Source organism: Streptomyces sp. NRRL F-525, from assembly GCF_000716605.1.
GTDB lineage: Bacteria > Actinomycetota > Actinomycetes > Streptomycetales > Streptomycetaceae > Streptomyces.
Genome location: NZ_JNXE01000001.1, coordinates 147,906 through 170,401 on the forward strand (window position 1 = coordinate 147,906; position 22,496 = coordinate 170,401).

Annotated in this window: 13 protein-coding genes and 1 pseudogene; 5 read left to right on the top strand and 9 right to left on the bottom strand. The window is 71.3% G+C overall.

The features are described 5' to 3' along the window. Positions 1–429: 429 nt before the first annotated feature. Positions 430–1,372 (bottom strand): annotated as a pseudogene (locus tag OO69_RS52350) (carboxylesterase family protein); the annotation flags it as partial. Positions 1,373–1,411: 39 nt separating this feature from the next. Then, positions 1,412–2,440: an alpha/beta hydrolase gene (locus tag OO69_RS00680; RefSeq protein WP_033278328.1), complete on the bottom strand. Its 1,029-nt coding sequence runs from the start codon at positions 2,438–2,440 to the stop codon at positions 1,412–1,414. Positions 2,441–2,616: 176 nt separating this feature from the next. Here OO69_RS00680 and OO69_RS00685 point away from each other — a divergent pair, with 176 nt between their 5' ends. Next, on the top strand, positions 2,617–4,362 hold the full coding sequence (locus OO69_RS00685; protein WP_033278329.1) for a CocE/NonD family hydrolase: 1,746 nt from the start codon (positions 2,617–2,619) through the stop codon (positions 4,360–4,362). On the opposite strand, the gene OO69_RS00690 is transcribed toward OO69_RS00685, so the two are convergent. After that, the gene (locus tag OO69_RS00690; protein WP_063744399.1) at positions 4,298–5,398 is read right to left on the bottom strand and encodes a helix-turn-helix domain-containing protein; all 1,101 of its coding nucleotides are present in this window, start codon (positions 5,396–5,398) and stop codon (positions 4,298–4,300) included. The two genes, OO69_RS00685 and OO69_RS00690, sit on opposite strands and share 65 nt — an antisense overlap. A 322-nt stretch (positions 5,399–5,720) precedes the next feature. On the opposite strand from OO69_RS00690, the gene OO69_RS00695 reads away from it, so the two are divergent. The 3 genes from OO69_RS00695 (at position 5,721) to OO69_RS00705 (ending at position 10,046) form a co-directional block, all read left to right on the top strand. Then, positions 5,721–7,634, top strand: a complete 1,914-nt coding sequence (locus OO69_RS00695; RefSeq protein ID WP_033278330.1) for an N-acetylmuramoyl-L-alanine amidase — start codon at positions 5,721–5,723, stop codon at positions 7,632–7,634. Positions 7,635–7,716: 82 nt separating this feature from the next. Further along, positions 7,717–8,151 (top strand): OsmC family protein, encoded by a 435-nt coding sequence (locus OO69_RS00700; protein WP_033278331.1) that lies wholly within the window; start codon positions 7,717–7,719, stop codon positions 8,149–8,151. 224 nt (positions 8,152–8,375) lie between these two features. Next, a complete protein-coding gene (locus OO69_RS00705; RefSeq protein WP_033278332.1) occupies positions 8,376–10,046 on the top strand; it encodes a hypothetical protein in 1,671 nt (556 codons plus the stop codon). An 80-nt stretch (positions 10,047–10,126) separates the two neighbouring features. On the opposite strand, the gene OO69_RS00710 is transcribed toward OO69_RS00705, so the two are convergent. The 6 genes from OO69_RS00710 to OO69_RS00735 form a co-directional block, all read right to left on the bottom strand. Then, the gene (locus tag OO69_RS00710; protein WP_033278333.1) at positions 10,127–10,768 is read right to left on the bottom strand and encodes a cutinase family protein; all 642 of its coding nucleotides are present in this window, start codon (positions 10,766–10,768) and stop codon (positions 10,127–10,129) included. A gap of 94 nt (positions 10,769–10,862) precedes the next feature. Then, positions 10,863–12,137, bottom strand: a complete 1,275-nt coding sequence (locus OO69_RS00715) for a PucR family transcriptional regulator (protein ID WP_033278334.1) — start codon at positions 12,135–12,137, stop codon at positions 10,863–10,865. A gap of 122 nt (positions 12,138–12,259) precedes the next feature. Then, positions 12,260–13,204, bottom strand: coding sequence for an alpha/beta hydrolase (locus OO69_RS00720; RefSeq protein WP_033278335.1), 945 nt, complete (start codon positions 13,202–13,204; stop codon positions 12,260–12,262). A 9-nt stretch (positions 13,205–13,213) separates the two neighbouring features. Further along, positions 13,214–17,143 carry a type I polyketide synthase gene (locus tag OO69_RS00725; protein ID WP_033278336.1) on the bottom strand — a complete coding sequence of 1,310 codons (3,930 nt, stop codon included), beginning with the start codon at positions 17,141–17,143 and terminating at the stop codon, positions 13,214–13,216. Then, the gene (locus OO69_RS00730; RefSeq protein WP_033278337.1) at positions 17,140–18,891 is read right to left on the bottom strand and encodes a fatty acyl-AMP ligase; all 1,752 of its coding nucleotides are present in this window, start codon (positions 18,889–18,891) and stop codon (positions 17,140–17,142) included. Before OO69_RS00730 ends, OO69_RS00725 begins: the two co-directional genes overlap by 4 nt. Positions 18,892–18,953: 62 nt before the next feature. Beyond that, on the bottom strand, positions 18,954–20,528 hold the full coding sequence (locus tag OO69_RS00735) for an acyl-CoA carboxylase subunit beta (protein WP_420707840.1): 1,575 nt from the start codon (positions 20,526–20,528) through the stop codon (positions 18,954–18,956). 238 nt (positions 20,529–20,766) lie between these two features. Between OO69_RS00735 and OO69_RS00740 the strand changes: the two genes are divergently transcribed. Continuing rightward, a complete protein-coding gene (locus OO69_RS00740) occupies positions 20,767–22,443 on the top strand; it encodes a glycosyl hydrolase family 28 protein (RefSeq protein WP_078652242.1) in 1,677 nt (558 codons plus the stop codon). The last annotated feature ends 53 nt before the right edge of the window (positions 22,444–22,496 follow it).

The window sequence follows — 22,496 nt, forward strand, 5'->3', positions numbered from 1 at the left end:
GTGCGCCGAACACCTGGGTGAGCCGGTGGTCGGTGTCGAACGCGGGCCAGCCTCGGCCGGTGTCGGGACGCCCAGCAGTTGGCCGAAACCGGTGGTGAAGTCGCCGAAGATCAGGGGGAGATCCAGTCCGTGGCAGGCGGCCAGGTGAGGTCGTAGACGTGGGCCCGGCCGCCGCCGACGGCCTGGCTCTCGGCCAGCCGGAGCGAGGGCATGCGGAACAGCCAGTCGGAGCGGACCAGCACCCAGAGCGGTTCGGCGGAGGTGTGCGAGAACGCGGACCGGTAGGCGGTCCCGGCGTCCGGGATGCTGTTGGCGAATCCGGTGCGGCCGGGGCACCCTTCCGAGAAAGCGTGACACTTCTCGCGAAAGTGTCACGCTTTCTCGGCTGTACAGGGTCGCCCGGGCCCGCTGACGGGATTGGCCAACAGCGTCGTCCGGGCCGGGGCCGTAGACGGTGAGAGCGCGGGAGACCTCCCGCTCGTCGACCGCACCCGGCCCCGGAGGCAGGAACGACCGGTACTCGTCGCGCGTGTGCCCGGCGATCAGCTCGACACCGCGCCCCGCGCCGGCGGCCAGGGCCTGCCACGGGGTGGTGGGGAGCACGTCGCCGTCGACGACCGGGCCGAACAGGCTGGGATGGTCGGCCAGTTGACCCCATCGGCCGACGCGCTCGCGCTGTCCCGCGGTCGCCTCCTCGCCGGCCGTCGCGAGGTCGTTCGGCTCGACCGCGGAGAGGAACGGGCCTCCGACGCTCTGGGCGATGGCTCGGTGGAACAGTCCGGCCGCCGAGGGCATCGCCAGCAGCGCGGCCACCGAACCGGCACCGGCCGATTCACCGAACACCGTGACCTGGCCGGGGTCGCCGCCGAACGCGGCGATGTTCTCGCGCATCCACTCCAGCGCGGCCACCTGATCGAGCAGACCGCGGTTGGCCGGGGCGCCCTCGATCGCGGCGAAACCCTCCACGCCCAGCCGGTAGTTGCAGCTGACCACCACCAGATCTCCCTCGCGGGCGATGCTCCGCGGGTCGTAGGCGCTGTCGCTGCTCGAGCTCAGTTTGTAGGCCCCGCCGTGGATCCACACCATCACCGGGCGCGGTGCCGCGCGGTCGGGGGCTGGTGTCCACACGTTGAGCGTCAGCCAGTCGTCGTCCGTCGACTGCGGTGGCAGGGCGCCCACTTGGTCCCGGAAGACGGCGTAGTCCTGCGGTGCGCACGAGCCGAAGGCGAACGCCTCGCGCCTCGCCAACCGGGGGCGCGGCGAACGGAATTCCCCGGAAGACGGCCAGGCCGTGCTCCCAACGGCCCCGCACCGTCCCGGCAGTTGTGCGGGAATCGGCCGTGGGGGACTGCTCGGACATCTCGGCTGTCATGGGTGGTTCCCTTTCCTGGTCCGGTGCGGAGGGGCTGTGTCAGACGGCGAACAGGCGGCGCAGCCAGCTGACGGATGCCTGGTTCGCGGCCCGCGACAACGGGGCCTGCGGCGCGATGATGTGGAACGAGTGGAAACCGCCGGGCCAGACATGGAGTTCGGCCGAGCCGCCCGCCCGCCAGATCCGCCGGGCGTACTCGACGGCCTCGTCGCGGAAGATCTCGGCCGAGCCGGCGTCGATGAACGTGGGCGGGAGGCCGGAGAGTTCGGCGGCCCGGGCGGGGGCGGCGTACGGAGACACCTCCGGTCCACCGCGCGCGGCACCGAGGAACGCGGTCCAGCACAGTTCGATGACACCGGTGTCGCCGAGTCCCGTACCGGCCATCTGCCGGGCCGAGCACGTGCCGTCGCGGTCGTCCAGCATGGGGCCGAGCAACACCTGGCCGAACAGGGCCGGTTCGCCTCGGTCCCTGGCCAACAGGGCGGTCGCCGCAGCCAGGTTGGCGCCCGCGCTCTCACCCATGACGACGATCCGCTCCGGGTCGATGCCGAGTCCGGCGGCGTTCGCCACCGTCCACGCGAGACCGGCGTAGCAGTCCTCGACCGGCGCGGGATGGGGATGCTCCGGTGCGAGCCGGTACTCCACCGAGACCACGGCGAGTCCCAACTCCTCGGCGATACCTGCGTACAGGGGCATGTTCAGGTACCGGTCGCCGCCGATCATGCCGCCGCCGTGGATGCGGTAGACCGCGCCGTATGGCGCCCGCGCCCTGGTCGGCAGACAGACCAGCAACGCGACATCCGGCGCGCCGGGCGGGCCTGGCACCACGTGTTCGGACACCGCGAGCGCGCCGTTCCGGCTCAGGTCGCCCACTGGTTCCAGCCCGGCCGCCGCGCCCTCGCGCATGGCCGCGACCGCGGCTGCGACGCCGTCGGCGCGGAACACCTCCACGAATTGGGCCAGTTGATCCTCGTACGCCGTCGCGACGGCGGCCAGCCCGGGATCGAAAGGCGGCAGCGGACCGACGGGTTCTCGGGTGGAGCCGGCGTTCGACGTGACGGGACTCATGACCACCTCTCGTGGGGCGCGCTGGTGGAGGCTGCTTTCGCCCTGATTGTGCGGCCGGGCCAGGCGGGAGGAACGCTGCCGGATGGCGGGGAATACCCGCCATCCGGCTAACCGGTTCCCGCCCGGTCCGGCCGCACAATCGCAGGACGGATTTCCCCGGGACAGGCAGGTGCGCGATGAAGTACGGAGCCTCTTTCGATGTGCGGGTCCCCATGCGGGACGGCACCGAGTTGTCGACGAACATCTGGCGACCGGAGACCGACGAGCCGGTCCCCGTGCTGCTCACCCGTACTCCGTACGACAAGGAGAAGGTGGGCCTGGGGACCGCGCTCATGCCGAGTCTCAACGCGATGCTGCGCGCTGGTTACGCGGTGGCCGTCCAGGACTGCCGGGGCACCTACGGGTCCGACGGTGTCTTCGTGCCGCACGTGGACGACGCCTCCGACGGCGCCGACACGGTGGCCTGGCTGGCCGGGCAGGAGTGGTGCGACGGCGGCGTGGGCATGTTCGGGCCCTCGTACCTGGGCATGGTGCAGATGCGAGCCGTCTCGGCCAAGCCCCCGGCGCTCAAGGCGATCGCTCCCATGATGGCGTCGGCGGACCTCTACGCGACGCCCTGGCGTTCCCGGGGCGGTGCGCTGTCACTGGACACCGTGCTGGGCTGGGCCACTCTGATGGCGCTGGGCGAGGCTCAGCGGGGTCTCGCGCAGGGGCGTGCCGACGTAGAGGATGTCACCGCCCTCGCGGCGCGGGTGGCGGCGGACCGCTCGCTGCGTAACGACCCGACCCTGGTGGCCGACCAGCCGCTGATCTCCGCCCACCTGCCCTGGATGGTCGACGTCGCGATCGGCCGCCCCGACCGCGACGAGGCCTGGCGGGAGCTGGCGGCGATCGAGCAGGTCGCCTCGATCACGACGCCCGCGCTGCACATCGGCGGCTGGTACGACCTGTTCATCGGGGAGACGCTGCGTGACTTCACGGAGATGAGGGCGGGGGCCGGCACGGCGGAGGCGCGGGAGGGACAGCGGCTGATCGTCGGGCCGTGGTCCCACTCGCTCGTCGGGTTCGTCGGCTACTTTCCCGACCGTGACTTCGGCATGGCGGCCGGCATGGACGCGGCGGCGCTGGGCGAGCAGCAGATCGCCTTCTTCGACCGCTGGCTGAAGGGACGGCCGGACGCTCTGGAGCGCCGGTCGCCGGTGCGGCTGTTCGTCATGGGGATCGACCAGTGGCGGGACGAGCCGGACTGGCCGCTGCCCGACACCGACTACCGGTCCTACTACCTGGAGGGCGACGGCCCGGCGAACAGCGCCGCGGGCGCCGGGTGCCTGTCGCCGGCCGAACCGACCGGCGACTTCGTCGACACCTACCTCTACGACCCGCGCCGGCCGGTGCCCTCCCTCGGCGGCACCCTCATGAGCCTCACGGGATACGACGGCCCCGCCGATCAGCGCCCGGTCCACGACCGCGACGACGTGCTGGTCTTCACCACCGAGGTGCTGGAGGAACCCATGGAGGTGACGGGTCCGGTGTCGGCGCGGCTCTTCGTCAGCTCGTCGGCCGTGGACACGGACTTCACCGCGAAGCTGGTCGACGTCCACCCGGACGGCCGGGCCATCGTCCTGTGCGACGGCATCCTGCGCACGCGCTACCGGGAGGGGCTCGACGCCCCGCGGCCGATGACGCCCGGAGAGGTGTACGAGATCGAGGTCGACCTCATCGCCACCGCCAACGTCTTCCTGGCCGGGCACCGGATCATGGTGGAGATCTCCAGCTCCAACTTCCCCCGCTACGACCGGAATTCCAACACCGGCGGGGTCATCGCGCAGGAGCACCTCGCCGACATGGTGACCGCGGTCAACCGGATCCACCGGGGAGCGGAGTACCCCAGCCGGATCGTCCTGCCTGTCGTACGGCGCTAGGAGCCGGCGGGTGGAGCAGCAACCGGCGTGCGGCGAGGGCCAGTTGCAGCCGTAGCCGGCCCTGGGGGTCGTGGACCGGGAACCCCAGGTCCTGCTCGATCGCGGTGATCCGGCCCTTGAGCGTCGAGTGGTGGACGTACAGGGCCGCCGCCGCGAGCCGCAGGCTCGTGTGCGAGGTGAACTCGGCCAGCGTGCGCAGCACCCACGGACCGGAACGGGCCGCCTTCTCCAGCGCGCGGACGTCGGCCGGCGGTGAGGCCGGGTCGAGGGCGTCGGCGAGCAGGGCCAGTGTGCCGAGTTCCTCGAAGAGGACGATGCCGGGGCCCGGGTCCTCGTCGGTGTCCTCGGCGGCGAAGCGCAGCGCGGTCCGGGCCAGGTCCCAGGACCGGGGGAGGTCCAGCAGGGGAACGGCGGGTCCGATCCCCGTCCGCCCGAGACCTTCCCACCGGCGCGCCCGGGCGGTGCAGTCCGTGTCGCTCCTGGCGGCGGCCACGATCTGTCCCGCACCGTCGGCCGCCGCCACCGCCCGCAGGGTGGCCCCCTCCGGCAGGTGCAACAGCCGAGCCGCACACAGGCGGTCACTCTCGCTCGCACCGCTGTCCAGCAGCACCTCGACCGCGGCCGGGTCGTCCGAGAAGGGGCCCGCACTCCTGCCGGACGCGTCGCGGGTGCGATGGAGCACCTCGCGGGCGGCGAACGCGGCCCGGTCGAGAACCATCGCCTCGATCAGCGAGTGCCGGCCGACCCGTTCGAGCCAGAGCGCCGGCAGGCCGCCCGGTATGAGGGGCGCGCCGATCCACCGCGGATCGATCGGCCCGGCGTCGCGCTCGACCCGGCCGTCCAGGTCCGCGCGCAGGGCGACGCCGAACCGCTCGTCGACCAGCCGGGCCGGTGAGCCGCTCAACGTCGCCACCGCGGCCAGGACGGGCCCCAACCCCGCGTGCCCTTCGACGAGTTCGTCGAACCGGCTGATGACCCTGATGGCGGCGCCCGCCTCCGGGTCGAGGGCGTCGAGCTTGGCTACCACGTGATGCATGACCGCCTCGTTCCGCACAGCGCCGGCCGGAACAGCCCTGGACCGGGTAGGGCTCGGAAGGCTGGAAGTGGAGGACGGGAAATGGAGAGTCCTCCTCCGCAAGTATTGATGTTTCTTTACGGGGATGACAAGGGCGCGATGTGATGTGTCTGCCCCCGGCACCGGGCCGGACCGGCCGACGTCAGTGAGAAAGACGCCGACTCGCCTGTCTGCTGGGGGAGTTGTGAAGTCCGGTGGGTGATGCTGGAAACTTCCGCACAGTGGTTCGGGCAGGCGTCGCCCCGCACGTCTGCATCAGGGCAACACACACAAGGGAAGAGCCTTGCAGCAATCCTCGCGTAGAAGATCACCCCGGAAGGTGCTGGCCGCGATCCTGGCCGGCGGTGCCGTGGCCGCGGGCTGTTTCGCCGTTCTGCCGTCGACGGCACAGGCCGCGCAGACCCCGGGCGCCGACCGGCAGTCCTCCTTCACCGACGCGGCCGAGGAGTTCGGCGTACCGCTGCCCGTGCTCCTGGCCGTGTCGTACCAGGAGTCGCAGTGGGACGACCACGACGGGCACTACAACACCTCGGGCGGATACGGCCCGATGAACCTGACGGACGTCACCGCCAAGATGGTCTCCGGGGGCGCGGCGGGCGCCGCGGGCCGCGGTGACCTCGCCGAGCTGACGTCGGACCCGGCGCTGCACACCCTCGACGCGGCGGCGAAGCTCACCGACACCCCGGCGACGAAACTGCGCACCGACGACCGCGAGAACATCCGCGCCGGTGCCGCCCTACTCGCCTCGTACCAAAGGGAGTTGACGGGCAAGAGCTCCACCGACCCGGCCGACTGGTGCGGCGCGGTGGCCAAGTACAGCCAGTCCTCCGACAAGAAGGCCGCGCAGCTCTTCGCCGACCGCGTCTTCAAGACCGTGTCCTCGGGCGCCTCGCGGACGACCGTCGACGGACAGCACGTCGAACTCCCGGCGCAGCGAGCGATTCGGCCCGAGACCCGACAGCTGTCCGAGCTGAAGCTGAAGACCGCCGCGACGGCCACCGACACCGAGTGCCCCGCCACGGTCGACTGCACCTTCCTCGCCGCGGCCGCCTCCAACGGGCAGGTCGCGGGCCGCCCGGACGACGGCGTGCAGATCAAGTACATCGTCCTGCACGACACCGAGTCGTCCTACGACGCCGCCATCAAGACCTTCCAGACCGTGGGCTCCGGCGACTCGGCGCACTACGTCATGCGGGCCTCGGACGCGGCCGTCACGCAGATGACGCACACCAAGGACATCGCGTTCCACGCCGGCAACTACTGGTTCAACATGCACTCGATCGGCATCGAGCACGAGGGCTACGCCGCGCACGGCGCCACCTGGTACTCGCAGGCGCAGTACCAGGCGACGGCCGACCTGGTGAAGTACCTCGCCGCGAAGTACGACATCCCGCTCGACCACGAGCACATCATCGGCCACGACAACGTGCCCGGCCCGCAGGACAGTTACGTACGGGGCATGCACTGGGACCCCGGTCCCTACTGGGACTGGACGGCGTTCATGAACATGGTCGCCCCGGCCAAGGGGCACCACGCGCAGAGCGCCTCCCGGCACGCCCCGAGGGTGGGCTCGGCGGTCACCATCAGCCCCAGGTTCGCGACCAACGACCAGACCGTCCAGGTCTGCCCGGCCGACGACCCCACGGGCGCCACCGCCGAGTGCACCGAGAGCACCGCGCCCTCCAACTTCCTTCCCGTGCGCACCGGTCCGAGCGCGGACGCGCCCCTGTTCGCCGACCCGGCCATCCACCCCGGCGCGACCGAGGGCACCGACTCGATCCACGACTGGGGCAGCACCGTCCAGGCCGGCCAGCAGTTCGTGGTGGCCGACGTCGACGGCGACTGGACCGCCATCTGGTTCAGCGGGGCGAAGGTGTGGTTCTACAACCCCCACGGCCTCAACACCTGCGCCGCGCAGGGCGCGAGGATCCTCCACTCCGGCGACCAGGCCGCGACCCTCTACGGCTCCGGCTACCCGCAGGCGTCGGAGTACCCGTCCGGCCTCTCCCCGTCCACCCAGAAGCCCCTGACCGTCTACGGCTTCCCGGCGGGCCAGGCCTACGTCGCCACCCAACCCCCGGTCAGCGCCGACGACTTCTTCGTCTCGGGCGACACCTACGTCACCGGCGCGGCCAAGTACTACACGATCCAGTACAACCACCGGGTCGTCCTGGTCGACGCCTCCCAGGTCTCCTGAACCCGGCCGGTGCGGGCGGCACGCGTACGACCTGCCCGCACCGGTGGACCTCTTCGGCGGGGCGCTCTGCGAGGATCTCCCCATGAGCGACAACCCCCTGCGCCACGTCACCGTCGACCGCACCGCCCCCGGCCGCTTCACCGCGACCAACGCCCGCGGCGGCACGATCGACTTCGGTACCGCCGTCGGCGGCGGCACCGAGTTCACCCCGGTCGAACTGCTGCTCGCCGCGATCGGGGGCTGCACCGCGGCCGACGTCGATGTGGCGACCACCCGGCACGCGGAGCCGGACGGGTTCACCGTCACGGTGACCGGCAACAAGGTCAGCGACGACCTCGGCAACCGGATGACCGACCTCGCGGTCACCTTCGCCGTGACCTTCCCGGAGGGCGAGGCAGGCGACCGGGCCCGCGCGATCCTGCCCCGGGCGGTCACCGTCTCGCACGACCGGCTGTGCACGGTCAGCCGCACGGTGGAGACCGGCACGCCCGTCACCGCGACGATCAAGGACGCCTGACCCTCCCGCTCGCCGCGAGGTTCTCTGCGAGCAGGTGACAAGGGCGCCGGCGTGCGCTGCGTTCTTGTGAGCACCGCCTGATCCCGTGGTCCCGGCCGTCCTACGGTCCGGCCATGAACACGAGTCGCAGCAAAGGAAGTTCGTGGCGCGGAGCCACTACCAAAGGACGCACGTGGCGCGGAGCCACAAGCACAGGACGTACCTGGCGCGGTGCCGCGCTCGCGGTGCTGTTGACCGCGGGCGCGCTCACCGCCGCCGCTCCCCAGGCCCAGGGCGAGAGCGCCCGCACCGAGACCCCGGTGGCGTCGACACATCCCGCCGACGGCGTGACCGAGTCGCTGGTGCGGGTCAAAGTGCCGTTACCGCAGTCGTTCGGCGCCCGTCCGGCGGCGTGCGACTGGCTGTCGTATCTGCGCTACCGCTCCGCCGACGGCCCGAGCGCCTCCGCCGACGCCGACCGGATCCTCGTGGCCCAGCCCGGCATCCTCGAAGGAGCCGGTGCCTTCGACAGCGTCGCCCGCGACACGGTCGCCCAAGCCGCCGCGCAGGGACGGCACATCGAGTTCTGGGCCCTGGACCGGCGCTCCAACTGCCTTGAGGATCCCACCGGTATCGCCTCCGGCGACCAGCACACGGCCGTCGACTACTACTACCGGGGCAAGTCCGTCGGCAGCCGCACCTTCGCCGGGTTCGTCGGCAACGACCAGCTCGGCTGGATGGCCAAGCTCGGCATCCAGCAGACCGTGCGCGACGAATACGACCTCCTCGTCGCCGAGTTGCCCGATCAGGGAGTACGCAAGAGCAAGGTGCTGTGCGGCGGCCACTCGCTCGGCGGTGTCATCACCGGGTACTTCGCGGCGGCCGACTTCGACGGCAACCCCGCCACCACGGCGGACGCCGGGCAGAACCAGTGCGCGGGCTACTTCGCCCTCGACACGACGATCTCCACGGACCTCGGGGACCTCAGTGGCAGCATCCCCGACGACACCAACCTGCCTGACATCGGGCTCGGTTACGCCGTCGTACAGGCCGGGCTCGACAGCGGCGTGCTGTCCCGTTCGCTGTCCGCGCCCGTGCTGCTCAACCCCGAGACGATGACCCTGCTCGCCATCGCCGGCCTGGGCGCCGTACAGAACCCGGACGCCGAGGCGGACCTGCCGTCCTACCTCCCCTCCAACGTCAACATCGAGGCCACGAACCGCTTCCTGTTCTCCAAGGACGCCGCCACCTTCCTCACCGGCTCACCCGCGGTGAAGGACTTCCGGCTCACGAACGACGCCGTGCTCGGGTCGCTGATGGACGACAACTCCGTACCCCTCGCCTTCCTGCAGAGCAGCGTCGGTTTCTTCGACGGCGGCCCGATCGTCGACAAGAACTTCCCTGCCACCAACGGCAGTTCGGACCAGTCGCAGCTCTTCGGCGTCGAGTACAAGGCCATCCCGGCGGTGCCGCACAGGCCGCTCTACACCTGGCGCGATTACGACCGTGTCGGCGCCGCCGACGACCCCGGGTACCGGTCGGCCGACGGCACCCCGTTCACCAACGCCTCCAAGGAGGTCACCGACATCCACGAGCTGGCCCGCAGCATGGGGGAGCAGCCGCTGGACTTCACCGAGCAGTACTTCCCGACCAAGCTCGTCACCGACATCGAGCTGGCCACCTCACCCCAGGTGAAGCAACTCCTCGTCCACCCGGGCGGGTTGACGGCCAACCCGACGCTCACCGTCCTCGCGGGCGACGGTCTGCTCGCCGGTCACATCCCGGCCGGCCTGCACCCCGTGATCGCCCCCGGCTACCAGCACCTCGACGTCCTGACCGCCGCGCCCGTCCAGAACAACGGCCGCCCCGAGGTCGTCTCCAGCAGCCTCGCGGCCTTCGCGGCCTCGCCCAAGTAGCCGTCCCCGCACAGCTGTTCCCGAACATGATGAGGACCGGGAGGATCAACTCCCGGTCCTCATCAGTGCGTTGCTACGGCTCAGACCTTGCCCGCGGCGAACGTGGCCGCCGCGTCCGCGTCGGAGGTGTAGCCGAGGTGCGCGAGGACGTCGGTTCCGCCGTTCTGGCAGATCGGGTCACCGTTGGCGCAGAAGTCGATGGTGCGGCTCTGGTACGTGCCGGTGACGCTCTTGCCGAGGGCCCGGATCGGGTTGCCGAACAGCAGGACCGCGGCGACTCGCGGTGCCAGCGCGGCGGGGATGGTCGCCACGATCGGGCTGCCGACCACCGCGCCGTCGCTGCTGATTCCGATGGAGTTGTCGACGACGTTCGCGCCCTGCGAATAGCCGACGAGAATGAAACGCTGATTCGGACATGCGGCGGCTTGTGCGTCGACGTGGTTCACCACATCGGCGTTTCCCGTCGCGGCGGACGTCAGGGAAAGGTCGGCGGGATAGTTCACCGCATAGCTGGAGAGCGTCTTTCCGGTGATTTTCTTCTGGAGCGCGGAGAACACCGGGTCGCCGACGATCAGGCCGAGGGCGCCCGGCTCGAAGGTGCCGCGAGCTGCCACGACGTCGAGGTCGGAGCAGGTGGCGGCCGTCGCGGTGGGTGCGGAGAGGGTGGCGAGCCCGGCCCCGCCGGCCAGCGAGAGCGCGGCGAGGCATAAGCGAATACGCATGGGAATCCTTTGAGGGTGGGGCGCGTGAAGCGCCTGTGGAAAGGACTGTCCCGAAGGTATTCGCGTTCCCGTACCCGGTGTTATGGACGGGAATTCAGAAACTCTCTCTGTTTTTGTCGGCTCGTGAGTCGCGGTCACCTCGTGCGTCACGGTCACCGTCCCGCAATGCCGCCGAACGCAGCGCGAGGATCAGATCGAGACGGGTGCCGGGGTCGTGCAGGGACGCGCCGAAGAGTTTCTCCAACTGACGCAGGCGATAGCGGACCGTCTGCGGGTGGATGTGGAGCCGGGCGGCGACATCGGGGACGTTGCTGCCGCTGAGCAGCCAGGCGAGCAACGTCTCGGCCAGCCGCGGGCGTTGACCCTCGGACGCGGCGTCGAGCGGCGCCAGAGCCCGTAACTCCAGCTGGGCGAGCAGCGGTTCGTCGCTGTGCAGCAACAGCGTCGACAGATGGTCGGCGCACAGCACCACGCCCTGCCGGGGCAGCACCCCGCGCCCCATCAGCCCCAGCGCCCGCGTGGCCCAGCGCAAGGACCGCGCGGCCTCGACGACCGGGACCGTAGGCCCGATCGCCGCCGGACGGCCGCCCAGGCCGAGGACGAACGACCGCCCGCCGAACCGGCCGTAACCCTCCGGGTCCGGCACCAGCACGCGCGGCGGACGCGACTCCATGTCCGCCAGCGCGCCCGGCATCGCCGGCGGCCGGTCCTCCGCGCGCGGGTCCGCCGGACCCGCCAGCGCGATGACGGCGACCCGTGACGGCACCCGCCAGCGCGCCCCGTGCGCCAGGTCCTGCAACGCCTCCGGGGCCACCGGCCCCTCGCCCAGCAGGAGTTCGAGCAGCCGTCGGCGCCGCCGCTCCACCTCGTCCGTGCTGCGCGACTGCGCCTCCGCGTATCCGGCGGCGGCCGCCTCCGCGACCTCGTGCACGGTCCGGAACGCCAGCTCTCCCAGCGCGGCCACCACCGCCGAATCCAGGCCGAGTTCCTCCGCCGTGCGGCCCATCAGCCGCCACGCGTGCAGCCCGCCGACGCGGATCGCCGACTGCAGCGCCTCCAGGCTGCGGCCCTCCAGGGCCTCGCCGCGGCCGAGTTCCTCGTAGTACGCCGCCGCCATCGCGGCGTTCTGGCCGTGCGGGTCCGCGATGTGGTCGACGAACAGGGTGAGCGCCTGCACCACCCCGGATCTGAGGTTCTCGCGGTATGTCCCGTCGGCCGGCCGCGCGTACTCGGGGACCTGTCTGCGCACCACGTCCTCCACCTCGTCGGAGACGGCGGGGAGTTGGGCGCGCAGCAGCTCGGCCAGGTCGGGCGGAACCAGAGCGGTTCCGGGCTCGGTGGGTACTCCGCGCGGGGTGGGGACAGCCACGACGGACACTCCTTTCCCCCGGAGGCGGCTCGCCCACGGACTGTTGCCCGTGGGGCGAGGGGGACGTCCCGTGTTGGACGGTCGTCCCCTGCGCTCCGTTCCGTGCCCCGGCTGCACCGACATCACTCCGGCAGCCCCAGCGCACCGGCGAGCATCGGCCACGAGGTGGTGAACTCCCCTTTCCAGTAGGCCCAGCTGTGACCTCCCCCCGAGTAGAAGTGCGTGATCACCGGTATGCCGAGCAGGGCGAGCACGCCGGTGAAACTGTGCGCGGAGGGCCACAGCAGACTCTCCAGCGCCTCGGGCAGCCAGTCGCCCGAACCCCCGGCCACACCACTGCCGTTGGACACGTACAAGGGTGTCCCGCGCAGCCCGCCGGCCCGGGCGCGCGGATTGGCGGCCTGCCAAGTCAGCAGGTCCAGCAGGGGATTGCCCCACAGGGAGCGCGGCGCCAGGTTCTCGCGGGCCACGATGGCGTCCACCAGCGAGGGCACCCCGGGGGCCGTGGTGTCGAGGATGCCGCTGTACGAGGCTGCGGCGGTGAACGCGCCCGGGTGACGGGCCGCGTGCGCCATCGCGCCATAGCCCCCGGTGGACACCCCGGCGACGGCCCGCACCCCGGACGCCCGGTAGTCGCGGGCCAACAGCGCCGGAACCTCGGTGAGTTGGAAGGTCTCGTAGTCGGGACCGTCCCGCCACGCGCTCGGGATGCCGGTCGGCCCCGCGTCCGGCATCGCCACGATCAGATCGCGGCCCTCGGTGAAGGCCTCGATGTCCGTCTCCCGCGTCCAGGACGTGTAGTCGTCGTGCGCCCCGTGCAGCAGATACAGCACGGGATACGTCCGCCCGGGCTGCGCGGCGAAGCCCGACGGCAGGATCACCCGCACCGGCGCGCTGCGGCCCAGCGCGGGCGAGGACACGGACACGTCGAACGTCCGCGCCGAGACCTGCGTCGCGGCCCGGGCCCGGCCCGCGGCGGCCGTGGCACCGAACAGAACGGCCAGTCCCGTGGCTGCGGTTGCCCTCGTGACGGCGCGTCGGGATATACCACTGGGGTGGTGCGGCATGGCGGCTCCTCAGGCTGGTTCGGCGGGTCCCTCCGGCGAGGTGAGCACCCGCCGCAGATGGGCGGCGATCTCGTCGACGTACGGCGGGTCGAGCAGCGACAGGTGGTGCCCCGCCACCGGTACGACCGTCAGCCGCGGGCACACCTCGTCCCAGCCGAGCGCGTCGTCGTCCCGTTCGTACGCCGGGTCACGCACGGTGTGCGGCGCCGGTTCGGTGGCCCGGTACAGCACCACCCGCCCCTCGTACCGGCCCGGTCGATGCGCCTCGCCGATCCGCAGATCGAGGTACGAGGCACGCTGGTGCTCCAACGCGGCGGACGGCACCTTCACCACCCCGCGCAGGGTGCGCAGCACGAGGTCGATGCGCTCGTGGTCGTCGTCCAACGCCACGAGTTCGTCGTAGGGCAGGGGGAGTTGGACGCCGTAGGTGTCGGCGATGTGCTGGGCGAAGCCCGTGAGCTGTGTGCGCACGCTGTCGGGTCGGGGGAGAGGCCGTACGGAGTCGATGAGCACGACGAGTTCGACGTCCCGCCCGGCGGCGGTGAGTTGGCGCGCGGTCTCCTGCGCCACGAATCCGCCGAAGGACCAACCGACAAGCACACACGGCCCGTTGGGATGAGCGGTGGTGATCGCCTCGGCGTAGCGGCGAGCCTTCTCGGAGACGGTGTGGGCGTCCTCGATCCGGTCCAGTCCGTGCACCGGCCGGTCCTCGCCGAGGCGTTCGCCGAGCGCGCGGTAGACGTCGGTGGTCCCACCGGCGGCGTGGAAGAGGAAGAGGGGAGGGAGAGGGGACGGCGAGTCGGTCAACTGACCTATTCGGTCCGCCACTTCGGCGACCGTGACAGCGTCGAACAAATCGCGCAGGTGCAGTTCGACACCGAAGCCGTGTTGCAGGGCGGTGCGGATGCGGACGGCCATGAGGGAGTCAAGGCCGAGGTCCGACAGCGCCGTGGCCGGGGTGATGCGGGACGCCGGGTGGCCGGTGACAGAAGCGATGTGGTGGCTGACGCGGGCGGTCACCGAGCCCCCTGCGGCCGGTTCCGGCTCGGCCCAGCGATGGGCGGAAGGCGCTACGGCGACGGGAGTTCGGCCGTCGGTCCACCAGTACCGGACGTGCCGCCAGCGCGGTGCCGGGAGGTCGATGACCCGGCCGCCCGGCAGTGGGAGGTCCAGTCCCGCCGCGTACAAGGCCCCCAACTCCTTCAGGAACGCGGCGGATCCATCCGCGTCGCGCCGCAACGTCCCGACGGTGAGGGCGCCGGGCACGTTGTCGGCGATGGATCTGGCCAGGACCGGATGCGGCGAGATCTCCACGAAGGCGGTGTGGCCATCCGCCACTGCGGCAGCGAGGGCACGGTCCAGGCGTACCGGCCGACGCAGGTTGGCGGCCCAGTGGTCGGCGTCGAACTGGCAGGCGCAGCGCGGGTCTTCGAGGACCGTGGAGTAGACGGGGATGCGTGGCGGCCGACCCTTGATGTCCCCGATGACCTCGATCAGTTCCGGCAACAGCGGGTCCACCTGAGGTGAGTGCCCGGCGCCGACGACCCGCATGACCCGGGCGGCCCGCCCGCGCTCCTCCAGCGCGCGCACCAGCCGGGCGACCGCCATCTCGTCACCGGTGACGACTTTCTGCCGGGGCGAGGAATGGACGGCGACATGCACACCCGGGAAGTCCCGCTCCAGGGAGGTTAGTTCACCGTCATCCAGGTCTACGACGGCCATCGCGCCACCCTGAAGTCCAGCGAGTAACCGAGCCCGTACGGCGACGACCCGGGCCGCGTCCGCCACATCCAGCGCGCCCGCGCAGACGGCGGCGGCCACCTCGCCCAGGGAGTGACCGATCACGGCGACCGGCTCCACGCCGTAGGACCGCCACAGCTCGGCGAGTGCCAACTGGACGCCGAACAGCACGGGTTGCGCGACATCCAGCCGGTCGAGATCCCCGGCGGAGACCAGGTGTTCGTGCAGGGAGAAGCCGAACACGTCAGCCACCTGCGCGTCCAGCTTCTCCACGGCGGCGGAGAAAGCCGGTTCCTCCAGGAGCAGTTGGCGCCCCATGCCGGTCCACTGGCTGCCGTATCCCGAGAACACCCACACCGGACCCCGTCCTACGAGATCACGGTCACCGGTCACCACCCGCGCATCCGGGCTGGCACCCTGCGCCAACACGCCCAGCGCATCGGCCAGTTCACCCCCGTCGCGCGCGACGACCGCAGCGCGTACAGGCCCGCGCCCGACTCGCCCGGCGAGTGTGCGCGCCACGTCGGCCGGACGGACGGCGCTCCCTTCGGGCGTGCGAAGCCACGCGGCGAGACGGGACGCGGTGTCGCGGATCCGCTCGGTGTCGATGTCGGAGAGGAGGTGAAGGCGGGCGGCCGGCTCCTCGCCCCGGACCACGGTGGGCCGCCATTCCTCCACCACCGCATGGGCGTTGGTGCCGCCGAACCCGAAGCCCGAGATGCCTGCGGTGGCCGTTCCGCCGTAACGGGGCCATGGTTCGGGCTCGGTGACGACGCGCAGCCGTGCGTCGTCGAGGGAGGTGCCATGCAGCGAGGGCGGGACCAGGTCGTGGTGGAGGGCGAGGACCGTCTTCACCAGGCCGGTGACGCCCGCCGCGGATTCGAGATGACCGAGGTTCCCCTTCACCGAGCCGAGCAGCAACGGCTGTTCGGGGTCACGGTCCGCGCCCAGCACCGCGCCGAGGGCGCCCGCCTCGATCGGGTCGCCGAGCGGGGTGCCGGTGCCGTGCGCCTCAACGTAGTCGATGTGGGCCGGGGTGAGTCCGGCCCGGGCATACGCGGTGGTCAACAGGGCTTGTTGGGCAGTGGGGTTGGGGGCGAGCAGCCCGTTGGAGCGCCCGTCGGAGTTGACGGCGGTCGCGCGGATCACCGCGAGGACGCGGTCACCGTCCCGTTCCGCGTCGGACAGCCGCTTCAGCAGGACCGCCGCGCAGCCCTCACCGCGTCCGATGCCGTCGGCCGCCGTGGAGAAGGGCTTGCAGCGGCCGTCCGGGGCTAGGGCGCCCGCTCGTTCGAAGGCGACGCCGACGACGGGGGAGAGGAGGACGTTGACTCCGGCGGCGATCGCCGTGTCGGTCTCGCCGGTGCGGAGGCTGACGCACGCCTGGTGCACGGCGACGAGCGAGGACGAACAGGCCGTGTCCACCGCCATGTTGGGGCCATGGGTGTCCAGCACGTACGCCAGTCGGCCCGCCGTCACGCTGAGTGCCGCGCCCGCCGGGGCCCACGGGTCGACGGCGTTCGCGTCGGCGCCGGTGAGCTGTCCGTACTCCGGGGCCGAGACGCCGACGTAGATGCCGGTGGCCGTACCCGCCAAGGAAGGTGCGGGCACGGCTGCGTGGTCGAGGGTCTCGCGGACGACCTCCAGGAGGATGCGTTGCTGGGGGTCCATCACCGCGGCCTCGCGCGGGGTGATGCGGAAGAAGTCCGCGTCGAACCCCGCGATGTCATCCAAGTAGCCGCCGTACAACGGCGTTTCGGGCGGCGGGAACGCTGTGAAGTCGGCCCATCTGTCCTCGGGGGCGCGGCTGATCGCGTCGACACCGTCGAGCAGCAGTTGCCAGTAGTCAGCCGGTCCGCGCACCCCGCCCGGCAGTCGGCAGCCGACGCCGATGACCGCCACGGGCTCGCCCGGGGTCGCGGCAACAGGAGCCGCCTGTACGGCAGTTCGCGGAGCCGAACCGCACACCCGCTTCACCAGCGCGTCCACGGTCGGCGCCTCCCACAGCAGGGTCGCCGGCAACTCGTGGCCCGTCAGCGAGGACAACTCGCCCGCCAGCACGACCGCGTCCCGCGAGGACATGCCGAGCTCGGCCAGCGGTCGGTCCAACGGGACGTCGTCCACTGGGGTGTTGTTCCACTCGGCGACCCGTTCCGCGATGCGGCGGCGGAGCAGCGCTCTCGTGTCGGCGGTCGTCATACGGCGGTCTCCGCCGCGTAGGCGCCCTCCAGATAGCGGGTGCGGGTCAGCGCCCGGGACACCTTGCCGCTGGAGGTGCGGGGGACCGTGCCGGGTGCGACGAGGACGACGTCGGTGAGCCGTAGCCCGTGCCGGGCGGAGACGGCCGCGCGTACGGCCTGCGTCAGGGCCGGTACGTCGATGTCGGCGAGGCTGGCCGTACGAGCGTGCTCGGCGACGACCACCACCCGCTCGCCCGCGCCACCCGCGCCGCCCGGCACGCCGAACGCGGCGAGCCGGTCGCGTCGTACGGCGTGATGGGCGTCCTGGGCGGTGGCCTCCACGTCCTGCGGATAGTGGTTGCGGCCGTCGACGACGATGAGGTCCTTGAGCCGGCCGGTGACGATCAACTGCCCTTCCAGCACGGTCCCGAGGTCCCCGGTGCGCAGCCAGCTGCCCGGAGCCTCCTCGCCGAGCGTGGCGCCGAAGACGCGCTCGGTCTGCGCGGAGTTGTTCCAGTAGCCGCGCCCCACGTTGGGACCCTGCACCCAGATCTCCCCGACCTCTCCCTCGGCCAGCACGGCGTGGGCGACCGGATCGACGATGCGCACCCGCTGCCCAACTGGCGTTCCGCAGGCGGCCAGTAGCACGGCTCGCGGGTCCTCGGGCCGTGCGGGCAGGGCCTTCCCGGCGGCGAGCGCGTCGCGGTCGAGGGCGAAGCGGCCGAGCGGGCGGCCGGGCCGGGCCGCGCTGACGAAGACCGTGGCCTCGGCGAGCCCGTACGACGGACAGTGCACCTCCGCCGCGAGCCCCTGCGCGGCGAACGCGGCCTGGAAACGGTCGGCGGTGCCGGGCCGGACGGGTTCGCTGCCGTTGATCAGCGCGGCGACCCCGTCCAGCCGCAGCCCCTCCTTCTGCGCCCCGGTGACGGCGGAGGCGCAGTAGTCGTAGGCGAAGTTGGGCGCGGCACTCAGCGCCTGCGGATGCGCGGCCAACAGCCGTAGCCAGCGCGCTGGTTCGTGCAGGAACGCGGCCGGGTCCATGAGCACCGACAGCAGACCCCGTACGACCGGCGCCGCGACGCTCAGCACCAGCCCCATGTCGTGGTAGAGCGGCAGCCACCCCACGCAGGTCATCGGATGCGCGTCGGCACCGTAAGCGGCAAGCGCCTGGCGGGCGTTGGCGACTACGTTCCCGTGCGTGATCTCCACACCGGCCGGAGCGCGGGTCGAGCCGGAGGTGTACTGGAGGTAGGCGGTCGCGGCCGAATCCGGCTCAGGCGCCTGCCAGTTGAGGGCGGCGGAGTCCGGTACCTGGTCCGCCGCGAGGACTGTGACCTGCGCACGCTCGCAGAAGTCCGTGACCTCGGGCAGAGCGCGACCGGTGGTCACCACGACGGACGGGCGCGCGTCGCCCAACACCCCTACCAGGCGGTCACCTTGACCCGGCAGTCCGGGCGGATACAGCGGTACGGCGACCGTCCCGGCCGTCAGCGCCGCCAGGAAGCCGGTGATGTAGTCCGTGCCCTGCGGGCACAACAGGGCGACCCGCGCTCCGGGTTCGGCGTGCTCGGCGATCCGTGCGGCCAGTGCCCGCACCCGCAGATCCAGGCGCTGCCAGGTCAGAGTGCGGTGCACGCCACGGGAGTTGGGGGCGGGATGGTCGACGAACGTGAACGCCCGGCGGTCCGGGGTGACTTCGGCCCAGTGCCGCACGTACTCGGGGAGAGTCCGGTACGCGGGCGCGAGCGGGGGGCGGCGGCTGTCCATCGGGCGTGACTCCTCACATCGCGGAACAACGCGGTGTCAGTTGGAGAGGGTGAACAGGGCGGTCAGAGCGGGATGTTGCCGTGCCGCCGCTCCGGCATCGGGGCGCGCTTGCCACGCAGTGCGCGCAGCGCGCGGCTGACATGGGCGCGGGTGTCGCGCGGGGCGATCACGTCGTCGACGTACCCGCGCTCGGCGGCAAGGTACGGCGTCCCGTGCGTCGACTCGTACGCGGCGACCAGGTCGGCCCGCAGCGCCTCCGGGTCGGCCGCGGCGGCGAGTTGGCGCCGGTGCAGCACGCCCACGGCACCCTCCGCGCCCATGACGGCGATACGGGCCGTGGGCCAGGCGAGGTTGAGGTCCGCGCCGAGATGCTTGGAGCCCATCACCGCGTACCCGCCGCCGTACGCCTTGCGCACCACCACGGTGACCTTCGGGACGGTCGCCTCGGCGTACGCGTAGAGGAGTTTGGCGCCGCGCCGGATGATGCCGCCGCGCTCCTGGCGGACGCCGGAGAGATACCCGGGGACATCGGCGAAGGTCAGCAGCGGGATGCCGAACGCGTCGCAGAACCGTACGAACCGTGCGGCCTTCTCGGAGGCGTCGATGTCGAGGACACCGGCGAGGTGCAGCGGCTGATTGGCGACGACCCCGACACTCGCCCCCTCGACCCGGGCCAGCGCGCAGATGATGTTCGGCGCGAACAGCTCCTGTACGTGCAGGAGTTCACCGTCGTCGACGACCGCGTGCAGGATGTCCCGCATGTCGTAGGCCTGCCCGAGCCGGTCGGGCACGATCTCGTCGAGCGGGGCGCCGTCGGCGACGGAACCGGGCGCGAACTCCGGTGGCCGTTCGAGGTTGTTGGCGGGAAGGTACGACAGCAGGTCGCGTACGGTGTCGAGCGCGTCACCCTCGTCGGCGGCGAGGAAGTGGGCGTTGCCGTTCACGGAGTTGCTGGTGCGGGCGCCGCCCAGCTCCTCGGCGGTGGCGCGTTCGCCGGTGACGGCCTCGATGACGTCGGGCCCGGTGACGAACATGTGCGAGGCGCCGTCCACCATCACGGTGAAGTCGGTGATGGCGGGGGAGTACGCGGCGCCGCCCGCACACGGGCCCAGGACGACGGAGATCTGTGGGATCACCCCGGACGCCTTTACATTCCGGCGCACCAACTCGGCGTAGAGCGCGAGGGAGTTGACGCCCTCCTGGATGCGGGCGCCGCCGGAGTCGTTGAGGCCGACGACCGGGCAGCCGGTCTTCAGGGCCAGCTCCATGAGGGCCACGGTCTTCTCGCCGAAGGCCTCGCCCATGCTGCCGCCGAAGACCGTGGAGTCCTGCGCGAAGACGCAGACCGGCCGTCCGTCGACCGTGCCGTACCCGGTCACGACCCCGTCCCCGTAAGGGCGTTGGGCACCGTCCCCGACGGCGCGGGCCCGCACGAAGCGGCCCGTCTCCGCGAACGAGCCCGTGTCCAGCAGCCGTTCGATCCGCTGCCGCGCACCGAGCGCGCCCTGTCTTCTCGGCGCGGCCGTGGCAACTGCCTGCGCCCGACGGTGTTCCAGATCGCCGATGCGTCCGGCGGTCCCGTCCGCCGAGGGTGTCACTGCCGTCAGGGATGTCGTCGCCTCTAGCGTCACAGCCACCTCCGAAGTGGTTCTCGAATATGGCAGCGATTCGGGAGCGGACCGAGGGATCGCCGTTCTGTTTGCGGGAGTTGAGTCCCGGGCGACGGAGGTTCGTCCTGAGGTGACAAGGGAGTGACGCCGGCCCGGCACAGCGCATAGGCGTCTGCGGTCCAGACCATTAGTGTGGTCATGTCACTGGCAACGTTTCCATCCCGTCTTACGTGCCCCCACCGATGTGACCACAGGAGGACCCCGGATGAGATCGTCGACGAGTCGGCCGTTGATCGCGGCCCGCAGACGGCTGTTGACCGCAGCCGACGGAACCGACAAGCGCGTACTGCGCCCCCTGGCCCTCGTGTTGACGGCCCTCCTGCTCGGCGTCGCGGCACTCGTTGGCGCCCCGCAGCCCGCACAGGCCGCGGCGGGCACCGTGTCGGCGTACCCGGTCCCCTCCATCTACCCGGCGTCCACCGACTACAAGTTGACCGTCAACGGCACTTCGGTTCCGGTCACCAAGTACACCGGGTACGACATCGCCCAACTCGCCCTGGGGACAGGCACGGCCACCATCTCCGTGACCAAGCTCAACAACACGGCCATCGGCGCGTACAGCATCAGCCCGCAGAAGCTGGGCATCACGGGAACCGTCAGCGGCCCGACCCTGACCTTCACCGTCCAGAACGACGAGTACCTGATCGTCAAGCTCGACGGCCGCCCCAACCTGGTCATCGCCGCCGACCCGGCCGAGACCGACCGCCCGGCGACCGGCGGTACCGGCATCTTCAACGTGCGGAGCGCGCCCTACTCGGCCCAGCCGAACACCGGCGCCTACACCACAACTCCCTTCCAGAACGCCCTCGATGACGCGGCCGCGTACGGCTCCGCGAACGGCACCCAGGGCATCGTGTACGTCCCGGCCGGCGTCTACACCCTCGGCAACCTCTACCTGCGGAGCAACCTCGCGTTCTATCTCGCACCGGGAGCCGTACTTCGCTACACAGGCGAGGCCGGCCACTACGTGGTGAACGGACACAAGACCTCCCAGGGCCGCGACCTCACCTGGTTCATCTCCACCCGCTACTCCTCGACGAACATCAAGATCTACGGCCGCGGCATCATCGACGGCAACGGCCGGGCCGCGCTCGCGCCCTCCAACCTCGGCGTGAACCTCCTCGCCCCGATCTACACGAGCGGCTTCACGGTCGACGGCATCACCTTCCGGGAGTCCAGCAGTTGGGCGGTCATTCCGCTGCGTTCCTCGGACCTGACCTTCCGCAACATCAAGATGTTCAACAGGTTCGACATGGGCGAGAACGACGGCATCGACGTCATGGAGTCCACGAACGTCACCGTCGACCACGCGATCGGCATCGGCCTCGACGACCCGTTCAGCACCAAGACTTGGCCGGCCGGCGCCGACATCTACAGCTCGGTCCCCGGCACCCCCCGCCCGTTGGACAACGTCACCTTCAACGACCTTGTCTCCTGGACCTATTGCTACGGCGTCAAGGTCGGCCAGGGCGTCTACGAGTCGCAGAACAAGGTCACCTTCCAGCACGTCGTCGTCTACGACGCGGCCGTCGGCATCGGCGTCCACCACAAGTACGGCACGGCGGCCGCGACGAACCTCAAGTTCGACGACATCGACATCGAACGGCTCAGCTTCACCAACGACGGCAACCGGACCTGGCTCGCCATGATGACCGGCAGCACGGCGGGCATCGGCCCGGTCACCGGCGTCACGATCTCCAACGTCCGTGTCCGCAACGCCGGTACGACCGCCGCACGCGTCAACGGCCTTCCCGGCGCGCCCATTTCGGGCGTGGCCCTGAGCCACATCGTGATGCCGGGCAGCACGACCGGCGCGACCACCCTCGGCCAGGCCAACCTCACCAACCTTTCGGACTACGGCAGTTTGACCATCACGCCCTGAGGCCGGAATGCGGGCGCGGTTCCTCGCCCCGGGTGGCGCGGCACGCTCCCACG

Bases quoted from the DNA above. Each gene is read 5' to 3' on its own strand.
- OO69_RS00730 (WP_033278337.1), bottom strand. From the start codon at position 18,891: ATGGACAGCCGCCGCCCCCCGCTCGCGCCCGCGTACCGGACTCTCCCC.
- OO69_RS00710 (WP_033278333.1), bottom strand. From the start codon at position 10,768: ATGCGTATTCGCTTATGCCTCGCCGCGCTCTCGCTGGCCGGCGGGGCC.
- OO69_RS00685 (WP_033278329.1), top strand. From the start codon at position 2,617: ATGAAGTACGGAGCCTCTTTCGATGTGCGGGTCCCCATGCGGGACGGC.
- OO69_RS00740 (WP_078652242.1), top strand. From the start codon at position 20,767: ATGAGATCGTCGACGAGTCGGCCGTTGATCGCGGCCCGCAGACGGCTG.
- OO69_RS00720 (WP_033278335.1), bottom strand. From the start codon at position 13,204: ATGCCGCACCACCCCAGTGGTATATCCCGACGCGCCGTCACGAGGGCA.
- OO69_RS00680 (WP_033278328.1), bottom strand. From the start codon at position 2,440: ATGAGTCCCGTCACGTCGAACGCCGGCTCCACCCGAGAACCCGTCGGT.
- OO69_RS00690 (WP_063744399.1), bottom strand. From the start codon at position 5,398: ATGCATCACGTGGTAGCCAAGCTCGACGCCCTCGACCCGGAGGCGGGC.
- OO69_RS00700 (WP_033278331.1), top strand. From the start codon at position 7,717: ATGAGCGACAACCCCCTGCGCCACGTCACCGTCGACCGCACCGCCCCC.
- OO69_RS00725 (WP_033278336.1), bottom strand. From the start codon at position 17,143: ATGACGACCGCCGACACGAGAGCGCTGCTCCGCCGCCGCATCGCGGAA.